The following is a 17,833-nucleotide window of genomic DNA, read 5'->3' as shown; positions in this document are numbered from 1 at the left end:
AAAAGAATAATAAAACGCCGCCCGTAATTAAACGGACGGCTATTTTATATAAAACAAAATTAATTTTTACCAAATCATTAAAGTAGAACCCCAAGTAAAACCGCCGCCAAAAGCCGTAAATAAAACTAAATCGCCTTCTTTAATTTTATTATTATCTAAAGCGTCAGTTAAAGCAAGTCCAATACTCGTTGAAGAACTATTTCCAAATTTATTTAAAGTTATGCTAACTTTTTCAATAGGAAGCCCGATTCTTTTTGCAACCGCTTGAATGATTCTTAAATTAGCTTGATGCGGAACAAAGAAATTAACATCCGATAATTTTTTATTAGCTTTTTCTAAAACTCTATCAATGCTATTTGAAAATTCTATAACCGCTCTTTTGAAAGTTTCTCCGCCTTCCATGTGTATTTTAAAATCCGCTCCGTCAAAATCTTCCGCTCTTATCGGACATACGCTTCCGCCGTTTAACATTATAGTTAAATCGGGTTCGCTTTGCATATCTATAGCCAAAACTCCTTTTCCGTCTTCTCGAGATGTTATTAAAGAAGCTGTGGCTGCATCTCCAAATAAAATTGCAGTTCCTCTATCTTTCCAATTTATATCTTTAGTTAATTTCTCACTGCATACGATTAAAATATTTTTCGATTGTCCGCTTTCAATTAAAGCCGTAGCCGTATTCATAGCGTAAACATAACCCGAACAAGCCGCCGACATATCGAAAGCAAAACAATTTTTTAATCCTAAAGCTTTTTGAATCTGCCCTGCCATTGAAGGAAAAATATAATCTTTAGTAACGGTAGGCGTTATTATTGTATCGACAACGGTTAAATCTACTCCTTTATTTTGAAGATTATTAACGGCGTTTATTCCCATTTCAAATATGGTTTCGTCTTCTCTTGCCATTCTTCTTGTTTCTATTCCCGTGCGAGTTATTATCCATTCGTTATTTGTATCTAAAATGCTTTCAAAATATTTATTGTCCAAAATTTTTTCAGGGACATAATATGCTATTTCTTTAATATATGCTCTTTTCATTTGCGCTCCGATTTTAATAATTTTTATATATAGTTTAATTAAAAAGAAATAAAAAGTCTATAGTAAATAATTACTATTTTTTAATTTAATTTTTCCAATTCTTTAAAAATATCCACAGTTTCAACGCTTATATTAATAACTTTAGGAATTAATTCAAATAAATATTCTCTAATATTTTTATAATCGTAAGAGTTTAAACCGTTTTCAATTAAAGTTTTATGATGAAGTTCTTTTTGAGGATTTAATTTTTTAGGTTTATAATAATCTATAATCCAATCTAAAGCGCTTCTTGTTCCGATTTTATAATCGAAAGCTTTTTTCGGAATATTTTCAATTCTATTTTTTCCGTCAAATATTATAATTCCTTTTTCTTTATTTAATTTTATCATAGAAAAATCTTCGGGCATATATTTAAAATCTTTTTCAATTTTTAATTGTATTTCTTCATTTCGGCAATCAAAATTTTCAAATTCCGTTTGCAATTTTATTAATCTTTTTCCAAGCTCTACAAATCTATCAAAATTTTTATAAAGCGGAATTCTTGGATAATCGATTTTAAGATTTTCTTCATATTCTTTTTGATATTTTGGAGACGATAAAACGGCATGACAATAAGCAAAAATATTTTCCGCCGTAGCTTTATCTTTATACTTCTTTTGAAATTCTTTTATCGCATAATCGGTAATATTTAATTTCTTTTCTCCGTTTTCGTAAACATACAAAGGAGCGTTTATAGTTCCAGAAGGTGTAAATACATGTAAATCTAATAATTTTATGCTTACTAAATTAGCAAATTTCCATAATTTTTCTGGAGCAGTTAAAATTAAACTAATATTATCAAAACTTTCGTTTGGAAAAATAGAATTATTAATTCCTTTTACATCAATTACGCCATCGTCAAAATATAAATTAGAATATACAAAAGGGCGATATAAACATTTTCTAATATTAGATTTATTAAATTTGTATTCTCTATTTGAAGCCAAATCTTTTTTTAAATCTCTACTCCATTTTATAGAATAATCCAAATTATCATTTTTATTTTCATCCAAATAATCAATTCCTTTAAATGAATTTCTATTTTTATTATAAATCTTTAAAAAATATTTTATCTTTTTTTCCAACTGTTCTTTATCAAAATCATAAGCCCAATCGTCTCTGTTTGTTGCAATTCCTAAACTAAATAATTTAAAAATCGCTTTCTGTTCTATTGCCTTGCCGACTTTTTGATTCTTAACATTTTTATCAATCAAAGCGGTATGCTCGTAAAAATCGTTATTAGTTTGATTAAGCCATTGCCCTTTATTGTCGGGAATTATATCCTCAAAATCAAAAAATGAAATATCTTGTTGAAGAGACATTAATTTTTTATCGCCGCTTAAAAAGTCGCCGATATTATAATATTTTATATTCGCTTTTTTCTGATTTAAAGGACTAATTTTATTTTGCTTTTCTGAAACGCCTTTTTTAATCAAAAACATTATAGCAACGCCCGTTTGAATATTAAAAACATTTCCGCCTTCGCTTTTATTTCGTTTTCTTGCATTGCCTTTCAAATCTATAATATAAATATAATCAAATTCTTTTTGAACGCTTTTTCTAAATCCGTCATCCTGACGAGAATCTAAATAAGCGTTGTTTGTTATAAAAGCTATTATTCCGTCATCTTCGCTCTTTATTCTGTCGGATGCCCAACGAATAAATCTTTTATACATATCGTATTGTTTAGTTTTTTGAGCGGAACTTAAATTAACATAAGTGTCTTTTATTCTTTTATCCAAATCTATATAAACTTTATTTTTATTATTGTCGTTTTCGCTTTTTTGATTGGCGTTATAAGGCGGATTTCCGATTATTAAATTTATTTTCTTTTCGTATTGTCTAACCGCTCTTTTAACATTTCCCTCGCTAAATTCTTCCATTCCAAAAAGCGCGTTATTTCCTAATTTTGTTTGAAATTCCAAAGTGTCTAAAAAACATATATTCTCAAATATCTCATAGCTATTCGTTCTCTCAAAATACGCGTTTTCAATATTTAGGTTTGAAATATAATAAGGCATTATATCAATTTCGTTTGAAAATAATTCGTTTTTATATTTATATTCCAAATCTTTTAAATTGATTCTATTAATAATTTCCGCCATAAAAATTCCCGTCCCAGAACAAGGGTCTAAAATATTAACATCTCTACTCGATAATTTTTTGTTAAAATGTTTATATAAAAGTTCTTCAGAAGCGTCAACCATAAATTTAACTATTTGAATTGGAGTATATTCTATTCCTTGAACATCCGCTTTTTTAGAATTAAGCGCTTTATAAAAATCGGAGTAAAAAGTTTTTAAAATATCTTGTTTATCGTCTTTTGTAATTGTTTTAGTATAAGAACTTAAACAATCGGTATATGATTTAATTTTTTCGGTTATTTCAAAACTTTTTTGATTAATATGCGTTAAAATATTGCTTATTGATTTTGAAATAATATTATTCATGTGGAAATTTGCATTCTGAAAAAATATAACAAAAATATCTCTTGTTAGCATATGTTGAATTATCATTTCAATTGCAAGTTCTTCGGTTATATTATTGTTTATACTTAATTGGCACTTTTTCGTAAACTCTTTTAAATTCTCTTTAAATTTTTTATTAATCTTTTTCTCTTCTTTAAAAAATTCTCTCAAATCTTTGGCAAGGTCGGGAAGTATTCTTTTCAAATTATTAAATGCATCTTGAAATTTTTTATATTCTTCAGGTCTAAAACTAACGAATTTAATTAAAACTTTATCAAGCTCTTCGCTTTTAGACATATTTACTCTTATAACTTCTTTACCGTCTTGAAATAAAACAAGCTCTTTTGAATTTTCAAATATTGTATTAAGCAAAGGATATTGTTTTTCTTTTTTATTTTTAATCTCTTTATTCAAATCGTCTTTTGCGTCTTTATTCTCAACCCAACCTATAACCATATTTTCTTTTTTTATTCTGCCGTCAAGAAATATATTTTTCTTCTGTCCGTTTTCAAAAACAAATTCTTTAGTTTCTCTTTCAATTTTAAGATTTTGCGAATTCGTATAATTTTTTAAGAGTTCGTAAAAATATTCTCTTATATTCTGTTCGTTATTCATGCCGTTTAGCTCGGCTTCTTTTATTTCATTGTAATATTTTTCAATAGCGTTTTCGGACATAATAAATACTTATCTTTTAATATAGTAATAATACAATATTTAGATATATAAATCAATAAATTATAATAACTTCTTAATTTTTTATTAACATTATCAACAATAATTAAATATATTTCATTAATTGAATTTTATAAATAAATTTTTATAAATTAAATTATAAAATCTATTAAAGAATTAAAAATATTATAAACAATATAATAATTATAATTTATTATTTCTTCTTATATTTAAAATTTATTAACATATAAACAGAATAATAATAAAAATAAATTTTTAAAATTTAAAATATTATATTATTAATTATTCTAATAAAAATTAAATATATAAAATAAAATGAATTCAAAAATTTTCATTATTTTAATAAATTCAATTAAAAATTAATTGTTAATAACTTGTTGATATTGTTAATAAATTTAAATTATTTAATTAATTATAAATTTATATAAAAAATTTTATTATAGAATTTATTAAATAAATATAATTATAAAATTTTATATTAAAATTCTTTATTTAAATTCAAATTTTGAATTTATTAATTATTGGAATTTTTAAATATTTTATGTTATAATTTTAAAAATAATAATGTTTAAATTTTTAGATTATGAAAAAAGTTTTTTATATAAATGATAAATTAAAATCGTTATTGTCTAATATTATATACGAAATTCAAAATTACAATTCCACTATAATGAAATATACGGAAAATATTCAAAATAATATTGATAATTCCAATTATATTAAAGATAATAAAGCGACTATATTGAGGCAATCATTTTTAATAGATAAAACTATGAAATTATTTTATGATTTTAGCGATATAAATTCAAATAATTTGATTCTTAATAAGACTTCCGAAGATATAAATAAAATTATTGAAGGAATAACAAAAGATTTTGAAGATTTACTTCTTTCAAAAAGAATTAAAATAAAATTTAATAATAATGAAAATGAAGAAGTAAAATATAATTATATAACTTTATTAGATAAATCAAAAATAGAAAATTCAATATCTAATATTTTTTTATTTATATATAATATGGCAAAGGTTAATAGTTTTGTTGAAATATCTTATAGTTCTATAGATTATAATGACGAAGAATTTTTATTTAATAACGGTTTAAAAAATAATTTAATAAATAATAATCTATTAATAGAAATAATTTTTGAATCTCAAAATATACCTGAAGAATTAGAATTAAAACTTTTTAAAACTCCTTTATTAACTTATAATGAAAATAGTTTTAATAATTTATATTTATATACCGCTTATAATATTATAGTTAAACATTCGGGAGATATATGGATAGACGCTATAGAAAATAGAAATAAAAAGAAATTTAATATAATTTTACCGATTAATAAAAATTATGAATAATATATTTAACTACACACTTTTAATTTTATACCTTATCGCTTTTATAATAGGTTTTTCTACAATTTTTTATTCCGTTATTTATTACATTATAGAAAGAATTACTTGGCTTAAATATTATATAGTATTCTTGTTTTTATTTGGATTTCTTTTATTAATAAGAGCTATAAAGTTATTAAGTTTTTTAGCGATTCCTTTGTTTTTATCAAATAGCATATTTAATATATTATATTATTTTACTTTAAGCGTTTCCATGTCTTTAATATTATATTTCATACCCGCATTTTTATACAGATTTTTAAATCTTAAATGGAAAGTTAAAGAAAATGTTTTATATTTAATTTTATCGGTTATATTTTTTGTTTTAAGCATATTAGGAATTATTTTAAATTTCAATTTTTATATAGTTGCAAATATAATATTTTATCTTTTAATTTTATATTTGCTTATATTAGGATTTATTAATTATAAAAATATAAAAGATAAAATGATGAAGTTAATAGTTAAGATATTGGGATTAATTACTATATCTATATATCCTATTATGGTTTATCAATTAATTACCATAAATAAAAATTCTTTAGATATAGGTTCTATTGATATAACTTTAGTTTTATTTTATATATGGTGGAATTTAGTAATGCTTGGATTTTTGCTATGGTATTTTATCAATATAATTAAAAATAAAAATATGTTCGTTAATGAAAGTTTAAATAATAATTCAAACGATTTGAAAAATATTGAAAATGAAAATAATGCAATTAAAAAAGAATTAAAAGAGGAAATTATAAATTTAACTAAAAGAGAAAAACAAATACTTTCTTATTTACTTTCGGGCAAAACAAATAAAGAAGTAGCTTTAATATTAGATATATCTCTTAATACCGTTAATAATCATGTCGCTAATATATATGATAAATCTGGCGTTAAAAATAGAGTTGAACTTGTAAATAAATTTTCAAAATAATGATATGTCAAAATTTATATGTTTATGATAACTTTAAAACAAAAAATAGCAAGCGTTAAAGCTTACTATTTTATTCTATGTTAAAATAATATCTTAATCTTTAATTTTCGGTTGGCATAGAATCTATAATAGAACTTGCCAAACTATTTAAAACTTCTTCTCTTAAAGCACCGTCTTGCATATAAAGTTCAAGTCTTTTTTTAGCTTCCGCAACCTTTTCTTCTCTTATATCGGGAGCGTCTTTTATTATAGATATAAGTTTTTCGTTTTGCAAAGCTAGTTTAGATTCTTTAGAAATATCTATTCTATCAGAACCTATGTTAGAAACTTTTTCATTTTGCCTAACATTAGATTTTTGCTGTATATTCGCTGCGCCGCCTATTTTGTCAATTGTCATAGTTTGACTCCTTACATAAATTATTTTCGGCATTAGATTTGCATTCTTTAGATTTTCTGTTGTCAATAATCATACAAAATTCTCCTTTACTTATTATACTATTATCGGAAAAAAAATCAATAATCTTTTTAGCTTTATCTCTTATAATTTGCTCAAATTGTTTTGTAAGTTCTCTACCAATAATAATATCCGTATTTTCCCCAAATATGTTAACTATATCTTCTATACAATTTTTTATTCTATGAACCGATTCGTATATTATTATAATATTTTTTTCTTTATTATAAAGTTCTTTTAATTGATTTCTTCTTCTACCGCTTTTATTTGAAAGAAAACCTACAAATAAAATATTGCCAGATAAACCAGAAACTGAAAGTAAGGTTGTAAAAGCGGATATTCCTCCAATGGGAATTATGTTAATATTATTTTCTATAGCTTTATTTATTATGCTAACTCCAGGGTCGCTTATGCAAGGAGTTCCAGCATCGCTTATTATAGCGGCGGAATTTCCTTTTAATATATTTTCTATATAATGATTTATTTTATTTTCAGAAGAATGACTATGATACGAATATAAAGGCTTTTTTATTTTATAAAAGTTTAACAATTTTATCGCCACTCTCGTATCTTCCGCTAAAATAAAGTCTACATTATTTAAAGTTTTCAACGCTCTAATTGTTATATCTTCCATGTTTCCTATTGGAGTAGCCACGACATAAATAGCCGACTTTTTAATTTGATTATTTTCATTATTATTAAAAATTTCCATAGTTTTAATAAATATTTCCTTTTTTTAAATATGTTTCACATGAAATATTATATAATATAAAACCAAATTTTTATAATTTTGTAGTATTTTTAAATGTTTCACATGAAACATTTGATAGATGTTTTAAATAATATTTTAAGTTTAAACTCCGATAATTATATAAATAAACTTATTTTATAAATAGAAATTAATTTATGGAAGCTTTTTTATCTATTATCGTATTATTTATTATAGTCGTTTATTTTATATCCAAATCGTCTAAATATGTTGGTTATGGCAGAAAAAGAAGATTTTATAAAAATAAATGGAATAATCAATATAATAAACAAAGCAAAGTCGAAAGAAGCCTTGAATATATGGCAGATGGAAAAATTAGAGTAAAAAGAATTATGAATAAAGAGGAAAATCAAATATATTATACAATTCTAAAAATATTTAAAAATAGTTATAATATTAATACTCAAGTATCTTTTAAGGCTTTTTTGGATGCGGAATACGGAACAAAATCATGGCTATCTTTTAGAGATTTTTATTGCGATTTTCTTCTTACATGTAAAATAGGTGAAGATTATCATAAACCAGCGGCGGTAATAGAATATCATGGAGGAGGACATTATGGAGATAGCGCGGAGTCAAAAAATAGGGTTATTGAAAATGATTATATAAAAAATGAAGTTTTAAATAAAGTTGGAATTAAAATTTTTATAATTAAAGAAGAAGATATAAAAAACGACAAAAAACATATTGATAATAAAAAATTAGAAGAATTACTAATTAGTATTTATTCTCAAATAAAACTTTTAGAAAATAAAAAGCTATCTTAAATATTTTCATATTATAAGGGCTTGATTTTTTTTAAAATTAGTGTAGTATATTATAATAAAAATTTATAATAAATAGTTAAATAGTTATAAAATAAAAATTATCTGTTTAAAGGAATTTTATGTATAAATTAAATAGTTATGTTGTATATCCTATGTATGGTATATGTAAAGTGATAGGCATTTCAAATAATAAAGTCAACTCTCGTTTAGTAGAATGTTATGTATTGGAATGCGATGGAGAAAATATCACTTTAAAAGTTCCTACAAACAGAGTAAAAGAATATCGTATAAGAAAAATAATATCTAAAAACGAAGCTGCAAATTTTTTAACTTTACTTCAAACCAAACCTCATGATATAGAGAATAATTGGAAATTAAGATATAATGAAAATGAAGAAAAACTTAAAAGCGGCGATATTAAAGATACGATAGATGTTGCAAGAAGTTTATTTACAAGAAATAAAATAAAAGAACTTTCTGCAAGCGAAAAACGATTATACGAAAAGGCATATACTTTTATAGTTAATGAAATAAGTATAGCTCTTAAAAAAGATAAGGATGAAATTGAAGATATAGTATCAAACGCTTTAGAAAAATCCGCTAAAAAATTTAAAAATAAATCTTCTAATAAAACTTCTACGGAAAAAGAATCCGTGAAAACAAGAAGAAAAAAGAAAAAAGATACTGAAAAATAAAATCATTATTTATTCGTATAAATCGTTTATTCTATTTTGTTTATTATTATCTCTATTTAATATTTATAATTGGGAGGAATTATGTGGCGTATAATATACTTTTTTATATCTTTATTAATAGTTTTAATCTATTATTTGCATTATAAAAATTTAGGTTTAAAAACTTTAACTACATTTTTTATAACGGCTTTAATTGTTATTCTATTTGAATATTATTTAATAAGAAAAAAATCCCCAAAAAATATTTTGGCGTTTTTCTCTTCTTTACTAATAACAGTAATTGTGGTTTTATTAACCATACTAACATTAAGGGCAATAGGAATACATTTATCTCGCAATTTGAAATTAATTATTTTATTTATAGAAGGATATTTAATTTTCGGAATTGTAGCGGCTTTAATACCGAATATATCGGATATGCTTAAATTGAGTAAGCAAGATAAAACAAATACTGCAAAAATATTGGATACTTCGGTTATAGTTGACGGCAGAATATACGATATAGCGGAAAAGAAATTTTTTGATGGAATTTTAATTTTACCTGAATTCGTTATAAAAGAGGTTCAATTTTTAAGCGATTCTAAAGACCCGCAAAAGAGAATAAGAGGAAGAAGAGCTTTAGAAATACTTAATAAAATGAAATCTTCTAAAAATATACTTTTATCAGTTACCGATATTGATTTTCCAAATATAAAAGAAGTAGATTTAAAACTTATAGAACTTGCCAAAAAAATGGACGCTAAAGTTATAACAAACGATTTTAATTTAATGAAAGTCGCATCTTTACATAGCGTTAGCATATTAAATATTAACGATTTGGCAAACTCCCTTCATGTTGTGGTTTTACCAGGCGAAACTATTAAAATAGATTTGATAAGAGAAGGAAAAGACAAACAAGCTCTTGGCTATTTAGAAGATGGCACTATGATAGTTGTCGATAATGCTAAACATTTAATAGGTAAAAATGTAGAGATAGAAATTGATAATGTTCTGCCTAAAGAAGCGGGAAGAGTTATATTTGCATCTTTACATGGAGCTAATAAAAATAGATTCTTTAAATCGAATAATAATAAATAATATTTTATAATTTATTTTAAAATATTTAGAAAGAGTTTATATAAATTTGTTAAAGATTAAACTATATCATATTTTTGCAAACTTATTTTATAATCGCTTTCAACTTCTTCGTATGAATAAAATTTAACTCTATTACGAATTGGACTAAACGCATTTTTTTACAATTTCTTTGTTAAATTTATTTTTTCTTTCAAGCGGGGCAACGCAAGAAAATTGAGTTTGAAAATCAATTAATTCCATAAATTTAATAAAAGTGTCTTTAAAATCAGATTGTGATTATAATAAAAAAGGACTTTCCCAAATAATTTTGTAATATTGAGAAAGTCCTTAATTTACTAATTTATATTAAAAAACCCACCATTTTTTAGTTAAATCTCTTTTTTTATTATATACAGGCAAGCCTTCTTCCTCTTCTTGATATTTATATTCTTCAGTTTTATCTGCATTTTTATCTTTATATTCATCTCTACTAACATAAGCAGAACCGCTCAAATATGAAGCTATATTTTCATAACCATTTTGAGAGGCTATATCCGCCGCCGTATCTCCGTCTTTATCTTTTAAGCCTTTATTAACATTATATTTTTCAACTAAAACTACAACCGCGTCCATATTGCCATATAAAGCGCCATAATGAAGAGGATTTTGTCCCGATGAATTTTGTTGACTCGGATTTGCTCCAAGACTTAAAAGTAATCTTATGGTTGAATTAGACGATTTCATAATAGCCCAATGCAAAGGAGTATCGCCTCCATTATTGTCTTTTTCATTTAATAAAGTTTTATCTTTTTTTATTAATAAATTTACAATATCGTTATGTTCGTTTGCAGCCGCTATATGAATTGCCATAGCTCCGTCAATATCGTCTCTCGCCCTTATATTGCAATTAGCATTTAAAAGAGCTGAAACTATTTGAGAATTTCCCATATATGAAGCGTATAATAAAGGAGTATCGCCTCCCAAATACCAACCGTTTGAAGAAGTTACTTCATAAGGAAGTTTTATTTCCGTATCTATTCCTTTATATGAAAGCAAAGCATTAACCAAATCTAAACTGTCAATTTCTATAGCTCTATGTAAAGGCGAAAAACCTTCTTCGTCTTGGAAATTAGGATTAACGCCCTCTTTTATTAAATTATTAACCGCTATTATATCGTTATTTTTTATAGCGACTAAAAGCTCAAGTTGTTTTATATCTAATTCTTTATTTTCTAAAGGTTCGATAGTTGGAGTTGGGCTTGTAGTTTCTTCCTTTTTCTCTTCTAATTTATCTTCTTCTTTTTCAATTTCATTCGGGTCATTTCTTATAATATTATCCTCGCTTTTTTTAGAATCTTCGTTTTCTCTTTCTATATTTTCTTTTCCAGCTAAATAATTTTTAACATCGTCTTTTTGAGCGTAAGATAATGGAATGCTTCCATCATTTGCTTTACTTTTTGTATCCGCTCCCAAATTTATAAGATTTTCAACCGTTTCAAGAGATGAAAAAGCCGATGCATAATGAAGAGGAGTCCAACCGTCTATATCTTTTGATTCTATATCGGCTCCATTTTCAACTAACAATTTAATGGTTTCAGGTTTATCTTTCATAGAAGCCCAATGTAATGGAGTATTTCCTTTATTATCTTTTTCGTTTATTATAGTTTCGTCTTTAGAAAGAAGTATTTTTATAACATCGTTGTTTCCTTTTGCAGCAGCCATATGAATTGCCATACTTCCGTCAACATCGTCTTTTGCTTTTATATTGGCGTTATTATTAAGCAAAGTTTCAACTATATTGGTATATCCCAAATACGAAGCTAAAATTAAAGGACTAGCGCCTCCCAAATACCAACCGTCTATAGCGACTCTTATATCTAATTTTGAATTTATATTTAAATTCGTATTTTTCAAAAGCTCGTTTACTGTAGCCAAATCATTATTATAAATCGCTCTATGAATTGGCGTGTATCCGTTCGCATCCAAAACATTAATATTTATGTTTGTATCTCCGCCTAATATCGAAGAAACATTTTGAGAATTTTTTTCATCTATAGCTTTAAATAAATTTTCTTCTCCAATAGTTAAAGCTAAAATAGAATAACTTAAAATAGATAATAATAACAGATATTTTATATATTTCATTTTGCACTCCAAATAAAATAGTTTACATAATTATACTAAATTAAAAATAAATATCAAGTGTAATTAAAATAATATATTATAATTTTTTGCAATAAATAGATTGACAAAAATTCTTTATTATGTTATAATTTAATTAAATCTTCGGGGCAAGGTGAAATTCCATACCGGCGGTAAAGTCCGCGAGCCTTATTTTATAAGATTGATTAATTATAAAATAAAGCAGATTTGGTGAAATTCCAAAACCGACAGTTAAAGTCTGGATGGTAGAAGATTTAAGTTTTGTTATAAAATAGAATTTCTTCCTAAAAAAAGCTCCAATAAGTTTTTTAACTGTTGGAGTTTTATTTTATAACCGCTTATTTCAAATATTCTAAATAAAATCCCTAAAGAAAATAAAAATAATTAAGTTTGAAAATTTATGAGAATGCATGAAAAGTATATGAGATTAGCTATAGAGGAAGCGAAAAAAGGAGAAGGTTTTGCAAATCCTAATCCTTTAGTTGGCGCGGTTATAGTGAAAAAAAATAAAATTTTAGGAATCGGGTATCATAAAAAATACGGAGAAAATCATGCCGAAATAAACGCGATTTTGGACGCTAAAAATAAAAACAACGATATAGAAAACGCTACGATATATGTTAATTTAGAACCTTGCTCTCATTACGGAAAAACGCCGCCTTGTGCGGATGCGATAATAAAAAATAAATTTAAAAGAGTCGTTATTGGTTGTTTAGATAGCAATAAAAAAGTCGCTGGAAACGGAATAAAAAAATTAAGAGAAGCGAAAATCGAAGTTGTAAAAAATGTTCTTGAAGAAGAATGCAGAAAATTAAACGAAGTATTTTTTCATTATATAAATAGCAAAAAACCTTTTATGGTTATGAAATATGCAATGACTATTGACGGAAAAATTGCAACAGTAAGCGGAAAATCAAAATGGATAACATCCGAAAAAGCGAGAGAACATGCGCATTATTTAAGAAAAAAATATTCGGCAATAATGGTTGGAATAAATACGGTTATAGAAGATAATCCGACATTAAATTGCAGAATAAAAGATAACAATAAAAATCCTACAAGAATTATTTTAGATAGCGATTTGAAAATAAATTTAAAATCTAATATATGCAAAACTTCAAAAGATATAAAAACTTATATAGCGACAATTAAATCAAATAAAAATTACGACAAGAGAAAAAAACTTAAAGATTTAGGAATTGAAATAATAGAAACTTCCGCTAAAAATAAAAAAGTTAATTTGAAAGAACTTATAAAAATTTTGGGAGAAGAAAAAAATATTGATAGCGTTTTAATTGAAGGCGGCTCAATTTTGCATGCATCTTTGCTTGAAGAAAAACTTATTGATAAAGCTTTAATTTATATAGCGCCAAAAATTTTTGGAGGATTAAATGCGAAAACTCCAATATCGGGAGAAGGAATAAAAGAGATAGAAAAAGCGATAAAATTAATTAACGGAAATATTGAAAAAATAGGCGAAGATTTATTTATGGAATATTATTTAAAATATTAAATTAATTGTTTAAGGAAAAATAAAAATGTTTACGGGAATAATAGAAGAAATTGGAATCGTTAAATCTATAAAAAGTAAAGTTATAACTATTGAAGCGAATAAAATTTTTGACGATTTAAAATTAGGAGATAGCGTTGCGGTTAATGGAACTTGTTTAACTATTTCAAGTTTTTCAAATAAAATTTTTAACGCCGACATTACGAGCGAAACTTTAAGCAGAACAAATTTGGGAGATTTAAAATCGGGATTCAAAGTTAATTTGGAGAGAGCTTTAACTTTAAACGGAAGATTAGGCGGACATATAGTTTCTGGGCATATAGACGGAGTTGGAATTATAAAAAATATTTCTAAAAGCGAAAACGATATAATTCTTAAAATTGAAGTTTCCGCTAATTTAATGAAATATATAATTGAAAAAGGTTCTGTCGCCGTTGATGGAATAAGTTTAACGGTAGCCGAAGTTAATAAAAATAATTTTTCTATAGCGATTATACCGCATACTTTTAAAGAAACGATTTTATTTTATAAGAAAGAAGGAGATAAAGTTAATATTGAAAACGATATAATTGGCAAATATGTTGAAAAACTTTTAACTTTTAATAATTGTAATAATGAAAAAAATAATAAAAATTCAAATATAAATATGGAATTTTTAATTAAAAACGGATTTTAAAAAAATAAAAAATTGGAGAAACAAAAAATGGAAAATATTTATAATACAGTAGAAGAAGCTTTAGAAGATTTAAAAAAAGGTAAAATAATAATTGTCACGGATGACGAAGACAGAGAAAACGAAGGAGATTTAATTTGCGCCGCAGAGTTTGCCACGACAGAAAATATTAATTTTATGGCGACTTATGCTAAAGGATTAATTTGCATGCCTATGAATAAATATTTTACCGATAAACTTTTATTAAATCAAATGGTTCAAAAAAATACGGACAATCATGAAACAGCTTTTACGGTATCGATAGACCATATTGAAACTACTACGGGAATATCTGCAATTGAAAGGTCGATAACGGCTTTAAAAGTAGTTGACGATAAATCAAAACCTGAAGATTTTAGAAGACCTGGGCATATGTTTCCTTTGCTTTCAAAAGACGGCGGAGTTTTGGTAAGAAAAGGACATACTGAAGCTACGGTTGATTTAATGCGAATTGCTGGGCTTAAAGAATGCGGTTTATGTTGCGAGATAATGAAAGATAACGGCGATATGATGCGAAGAGACGATTTGCTAAAATTTGCTAAAGAGCATAATTTAAAAATAATAACCGTTTCGGATTTAATATTTTATAGAAAGAAAAATGAAGATTTAATGGAATTATATGCCGAAGCTAAAATGCCTACAAAATACGGAGATTTTAAAATTCTAACTTTTGTAAATAAAATTACTAAAAGTCATCATATAGTTTTGATTAAAGGAGATATTGAAGAAGGCGAAGATATTTTATGCAGAATACATTCGGAATGTTTAACGGGAGACGCTTTAGGTTCGAAAAGATGCGATTGCGGAGAACAATACGATTATGCAATGAAAAGAATTGCCGAAGAAGGAAAAGGAATAATGGTTTATATGCGGCAGGAAGGACGCGGAATAGGACTCGTTAATAAATTGAGAGCTTATCAACTTCAAGATACGGGACTCGATACGGTTGACGCTAATTTGGTTTTAGGTTTTAAAGAAGATATGCGCGAATATTATGAGGCTTATCAAATGCTTAAAAATCTTAAAGTAAAAAGTATAAGATTAATGACAAATAATCCTGAAAAAATAAAACATTTAACAAATTACGGTTTGAAAGTAAACGAGCGTATTCCAATACAAATAGAAGCTTCGGAATATGACGCTTTTTATTTGGAAACTAAAAAAAATAAAATGGGACATTTATTAAATTAAACGATATGCTAAAATAAAAAATTAATATAAAATATTAAATAATAAAAATTAAAAGCCTATGATTTTACGAATCAAAGTCATAGAATTTAAGCGAGTAATTTTTATATTAAAGAAGGAGAATTAAAATGAAAATTTTTGAAGGAAAATTAACTTCCGAAAAAGAAATTAAAATCGGAATAGTATGTTCGAGGTTTAACGAGTTTATCGTTTCAAAATTATTGTCGGGTTCGCTTGACGCTTTGCATCGACATAATATTAAAGACGATAATATTCATATAGCTTGGGTTCCAGGCTCTTTTGAAATACCTTTAATCGCTTCTAAAATGGCAAGCTCTAAAAAATATGACGCCGTTATTTGTCTTGGAGCAGTTATAAGAGGTTCTACTTCGCATTACGATTATGTTTGCGCTGAAGTTTCAAAAGGAATTGCTTCGGTTTCTTTGAAATCCGATATTCCCGTAATGTTTGGAGTTTTAACAACGGAAAATATAGAACAGGCTATTGAGCGAGCGGGAACAAAATCGGGCAATAAAGGATTTGATAGCGCTATGGGAGCTATAGAGATGGTAAATCTTATTAGAGAAATTGAAAAATAAGAAGTAATATTTTTATTTTTTAATTTTTAAATATAGAATTTTATTTATATTTTTTGTCATTGCGAGCGACTGAAAGGAAGCGTGGCAATTCACATTGACGATAAAATTAATAAATACAAATAATTTAAATAAAAAACGGCAGCCTAATTAAATTAAGCATGCCGTTTGAATAACTTTAAATTTTTATTTTAACTCTTAATTATATTTTCTAATTAAAAATTAAAAGAACCATTGAAGTCCCGTGCAGGAATCGAAAGAAAATCCCGTTGAGCTGTATCCTAATACGCTTTGAGAATTTCCTCTCATATCCGCTTCTAAAAATAGCGTCAATTCTTTTGTAGGATTTATATATAATTCTATATAAAGTCCGTAAGAAATTTGCATTAACGGAACATTAAATTTTTCGCCATTATATTTCATATTCTTTCCGCCGATTATATTATAAGAAAATATTGGCTCTCCATACAATGTTATAAAATCCGACTCGGCTGTTAATCCTAATCTTGGTCTTATCGAAAAGAAATAAGCTTTTTCTGCGTAAAATCCTTTAGGCATAGTAGAAACAAAATCTGCGCCGTTGCCTTCGGAAGGATTATGAGCCGTAGCGCTTATATTATACGGACTTAAAAGCCCTCCAAGTTTACTGTATAATTCAGGATGAGAAGCGTCTTTTATAGAAGTATAATATATTAAAGTCAAATAAGGGTCGAATGAAAATTTATCGTTTCCAAATGCATGAAAATATATTCCAAATTGAAAACCCAAAGAGTCGGCTTGAATTTTTTGAGTTTTATTTATTTCCAAATGCCCGTATAATACATAAAGACGAACTTGATTAACTACTTCGTTAGGAATATTATATCTTGCATGAGAGAAAGTAGAATATACTTTTAAATCTTTCAAAGCTCCATAACCATAACCTATAGAAACGGGAAAATTTAATTTTAATGCATGTTTTTCTAAAAAGCTTAAAGCTATAACGGGCGTATGCGCCATATATCCGTATTCTTTTCCATTCTCATAATGGTCTAATTCATACCCCCCCCCACGCCAAACCATTTGTCGCTGTTGGTATATGCAAAACCTACGAATACGCTCGGGATTACGCTTGTAAATTTGTAATTCTCATTAGTATTTACATTATAGTTTTTTAATAACGGATATGTGCTTAAAATCGTTCCCATAAATCTAAAGTTATTCGTTCCAACTAATACTCCTATTCTATCCGTCATAAAATAGGCGGCTTGCGGATAATACAATGCGGTAAAGAAACTTGAAGCATCGTTATATCCAAATGCATTAATTGAGCTTACTATAAAAAATATAAGCCCTAAAAATAGTGTTTTGAATTTTTTCATCTTGCT

The 17,833-nt window shown here is 25.9% G+C and carries 16 protein-coding genes and 1 riboswitch; of the genes, 9 read left to right on the top strand and 7 right to left on the bottom strand.

Annotated features, from left to right (window positions below; translation table 11 throughout):
- Window positions 1–66: 66 nt before the first annotated feature.
- The gene (locus EPJ79_RS07750; RefSeq protein ID WP_147529120.1) at window positions 67–1,035 is read right to left on the bottom strand and encodes a 3-oxoacyl-ACP synthase III family protein; all 969 of its coding nucleotides are present in this window, start codon (window positions 1,033–1,035) and stop codon (window positions 67–69) included.
- An 80-nt stretch (window positions 1,036–1,115) separates the two neighbouring features.
- Window positions 1,116–4,217, bottom strand: coding sequence for a type ISP restriction/modification enzyme (locus EPJ79_RS07745; RefSeq protein WP_147739056.1), 3,102 nt, complete (start codon window positions 4,215–4,217; stop codon window positions 1,116–1,118).
- 601 nt (window positions 4,218–4,818) lie between these two features.
- Between EPJ79_RS07745 and EPJ79_RS07740 the strand changes: the two genes are divergently transcribed.
- Complete coding sequence (locus EPJ79_RS07740; RefSeq protein ID WP_147739055.1) at window positions 4,819–5,592, top strand: ATP-binding protein; 774 nt, start codon at window positions 4,819–4,821, stop codon at window positions 5,590–5,592.
- Window positions 5,585–6,556: a helix-turn-helix domain-containing protein gene (locus tag EPJ79_RS07735; RefSeq protein WP_147739054.1), complete on the top strand. Its 972-nt coding sequence runs from the start codon at window positions 5,585–5,587 to the stop codon at window positions 6,554–6,556. The genes EPJ79_RS07740 and EPJ79_RS07735 overlap by 8 nt, the downstream gene beginning before the upstream one ends.
- A gap of 100 nt (window positions 6,557–6,656) precedes the next feature.
- On the opposite strand, the gene EPJ79_RS07730 is transcribed toward EPJ79_RS07735, so the two are convergent.
- The gene (locus EPJ79_RS07730) at window positions 6,657–6,953 is read right to left on the bottom strand and encodes a flagellar biosynthesis anti-sigma factor FlgM (RefSeq protein WP_147527644.1); all 297 of its coding nucleotides are present in this window, start codon (window positions 6,951–6,953) and stop codon (window positions 6,657–6,659) included.
- Window positions 6,943–7,722 carry a 16S rRNA (cytidine(1402)-2'-O)-methyltransferase gene (gene rsmI, locus EPJ79_RS07725; RefSeq protein WP_147739053.1) on the bottom strand — a complete coding sequence of 260 codons (780 nt, stop codon included), beginning with the start codon at window positions 7,720–7,722 and terminating at the stop codon, window positions 6,943–6,945. Before rsmI ends, EPJ79_RS07730 begins: the two co-directional genes overlap by 11 nt.
- A 194-nt stretch (window positions 7,723–7,916) precedes the next feature.
- Here rsmI and EPJ79_RS07720 point away from each other — a divergent pair, with 194 nt between their 5' ends.
- From EPJ79_RS07720 to EPJ79_RS07710, 3 genes are all read left to right on the top strand, one after another.
- Window positions 7,917–8,546 carry a DUF2726 domain-containing protein gene (locus EPJ79_RS07720; protein WP_147739052.1) on the top strand — a complete coding sequence of 210 codons (630 nt, stop codon included), beginning with the start codon at window positions 7,917–7,919 and terminating at the stop codon, window positions 8,544–8,546.
- 119 nt (window positions 8,547–8,665) lie between these two features.
- On the top strand, window positions 8,666–9,241 hold the full coding sequence (locus tag EPJ79_RS07715; RefSeq protein WP_021958515.1) for a CarD family transcriptional regulator: 576 nt from the start codon (window positions 8,666–8,668) through the stop codon (window positions 9,239–9,241).
- An 81-nt stretch (window positions 9,242–9,322) separates the two neighbouring features.
- Window positions 9,323–10,318: a PIN/TRAM domain-containing protein gene (locus EPJ79_RS07710; protein WP_147739051.1), complete on the top strand. Its 996-nt coding sequence runs from the start codon at window positions 9,323–9,325 to the stop codon at window positions 10,316–10,318.
- Between the two features lie 345 nt (window positions 10,319–10,663).
- On the opposite strand, the gene EPJ79_RS07705 is transcribed toward EPJ79_RS07710, so the two are convergent.
- The gene (locus EPJ79_RS07705) at window positions 10,664–12,442 is read right to left on the bottom strand and encodes an ankyrin repeat domain-containing protein (protein ID WP_147739050.1); all 1,779 of its coding nucleotides are present in this window, start codon (window positions 12,440–12,442) and stop codon (window positions 10,664–10,666) included.
- Between the two features lie 133 nt (window positions 12,443–12,575).
- Window positions 12,576–12,718: riboswitch (FMN riboswitch) on the top strand.
- 148 nt (window positions 12,719–12,866) lie between these two features.
- On the opposite strand from EPJ79_RS07705, the gene ribD reads away from it, so the two are divergent.
- The 4 genes from ribD (at window position 12,867) to ribH (ending at window position 16,469) form a co-directional block, all read left to right on the top strand.
- On the top strand, window positions 12,867–13,973 hold the full coding sequence (gene ribD, locus EPJ79_RS07700) for a bifunctional diaminohydroxyphosphoribosylaminopyrimidine deaminase/5-amino-6-(5-phosphoribosylamino)uracil reductase RibD (protein ID WP_147739049.1): 1,107 nt from the start codon (window positions 12,867–12,869) through the stop codon (window positions 13,971–13,973).
- 25 nt (window positions 13,974–13,998) lie between these two features.
- Window positions 13,999–14,646: a riboflavin synthase gene (locus tag EPJ79_RS07695; RefSeq protein WP_147739048.1), complete on the top strand. Its 648-nt coding sequence runs from the start codon at window positions 13,999–14,001 to the stop codon at window positions 14,644–14,646.
- 27 nt (window positions 14,647–14,673) lie between these two features.
- Window positions 14,674–15,873, top strand: a complete 1,200-nt coding sequence (locus EPJ79_RS07690; RefSeq protein WP_147739047.1) for a bifunctional 3,4-dihydroxy-2-butanone-4-phosphate synthase/GTP cyclohydrolase II — start codon at window positions 14,674–14,676, stop codon at window positions 15,871–15,873.
- A gap of 125 nt (window positions 15,874–15,998) precedes the next feature.
- Window positions 15,999–16,469, top strand: coding sequence for a 6,7-dimethyl-8-ribityllumazine synthase (gene ribH, locus EPJ79_RS07685; RefSeq protein ID WP_021958042.1), 471 nt, complete (start codon window positions 15,999–16,001; stop codon window positions 16,467–16,469).
- A 219-nt stretch (window positions 16,470–16,688) separates the two neighbouring features.
- Here the strand turns inward: ribH and EPJ79_RS07680 are convergent, their stop codons facing one another.
- Both EPJ79_RS07680 and EPJ79_RS07675 read right to left on the bottom strand, forming a co-directional pair.
- Window positions 16,689–17,528: a hypothetical protein gene (locus EPJ79_RS07680; protein ID WP_147739046.1), complete on the bottom strand. Its 840-nt coding sequence runs from the start codon at window positions 17,526–17,528 to the stop codon at window positions 16,689–16,691.
- A complete protein-coding gene (locus EPJ79_RS07675) occupies window positions 17,498–17,827 on the bottom strand; it encodes a hypothetical protein (RefSeq protein ID WP_147739045.1) in 330 nt (109 codons plus the stop codon). Before EPJ79_RS07675 ends, EPJ79_RS07680 begins: the two co-directional genes overlap by 31 nt.
- Window positions 17,828–17,833: the final 6 nt, after the last annotated feature.

Source organism: Brachyspira aalborgi, from assembly GCF_008016455.1.
GTDB lineage: Bacteria > Spirochaetota > Brachyspiria > Brachyspirales > Brachyspiraceae > Brachyspira > Brachyspira aalborgi.
The sequence above is the reverse complement of the archived record's forward strand: the minus strand, read 5'-3'. Positions and strand labels throughout refer to the sequence as shown.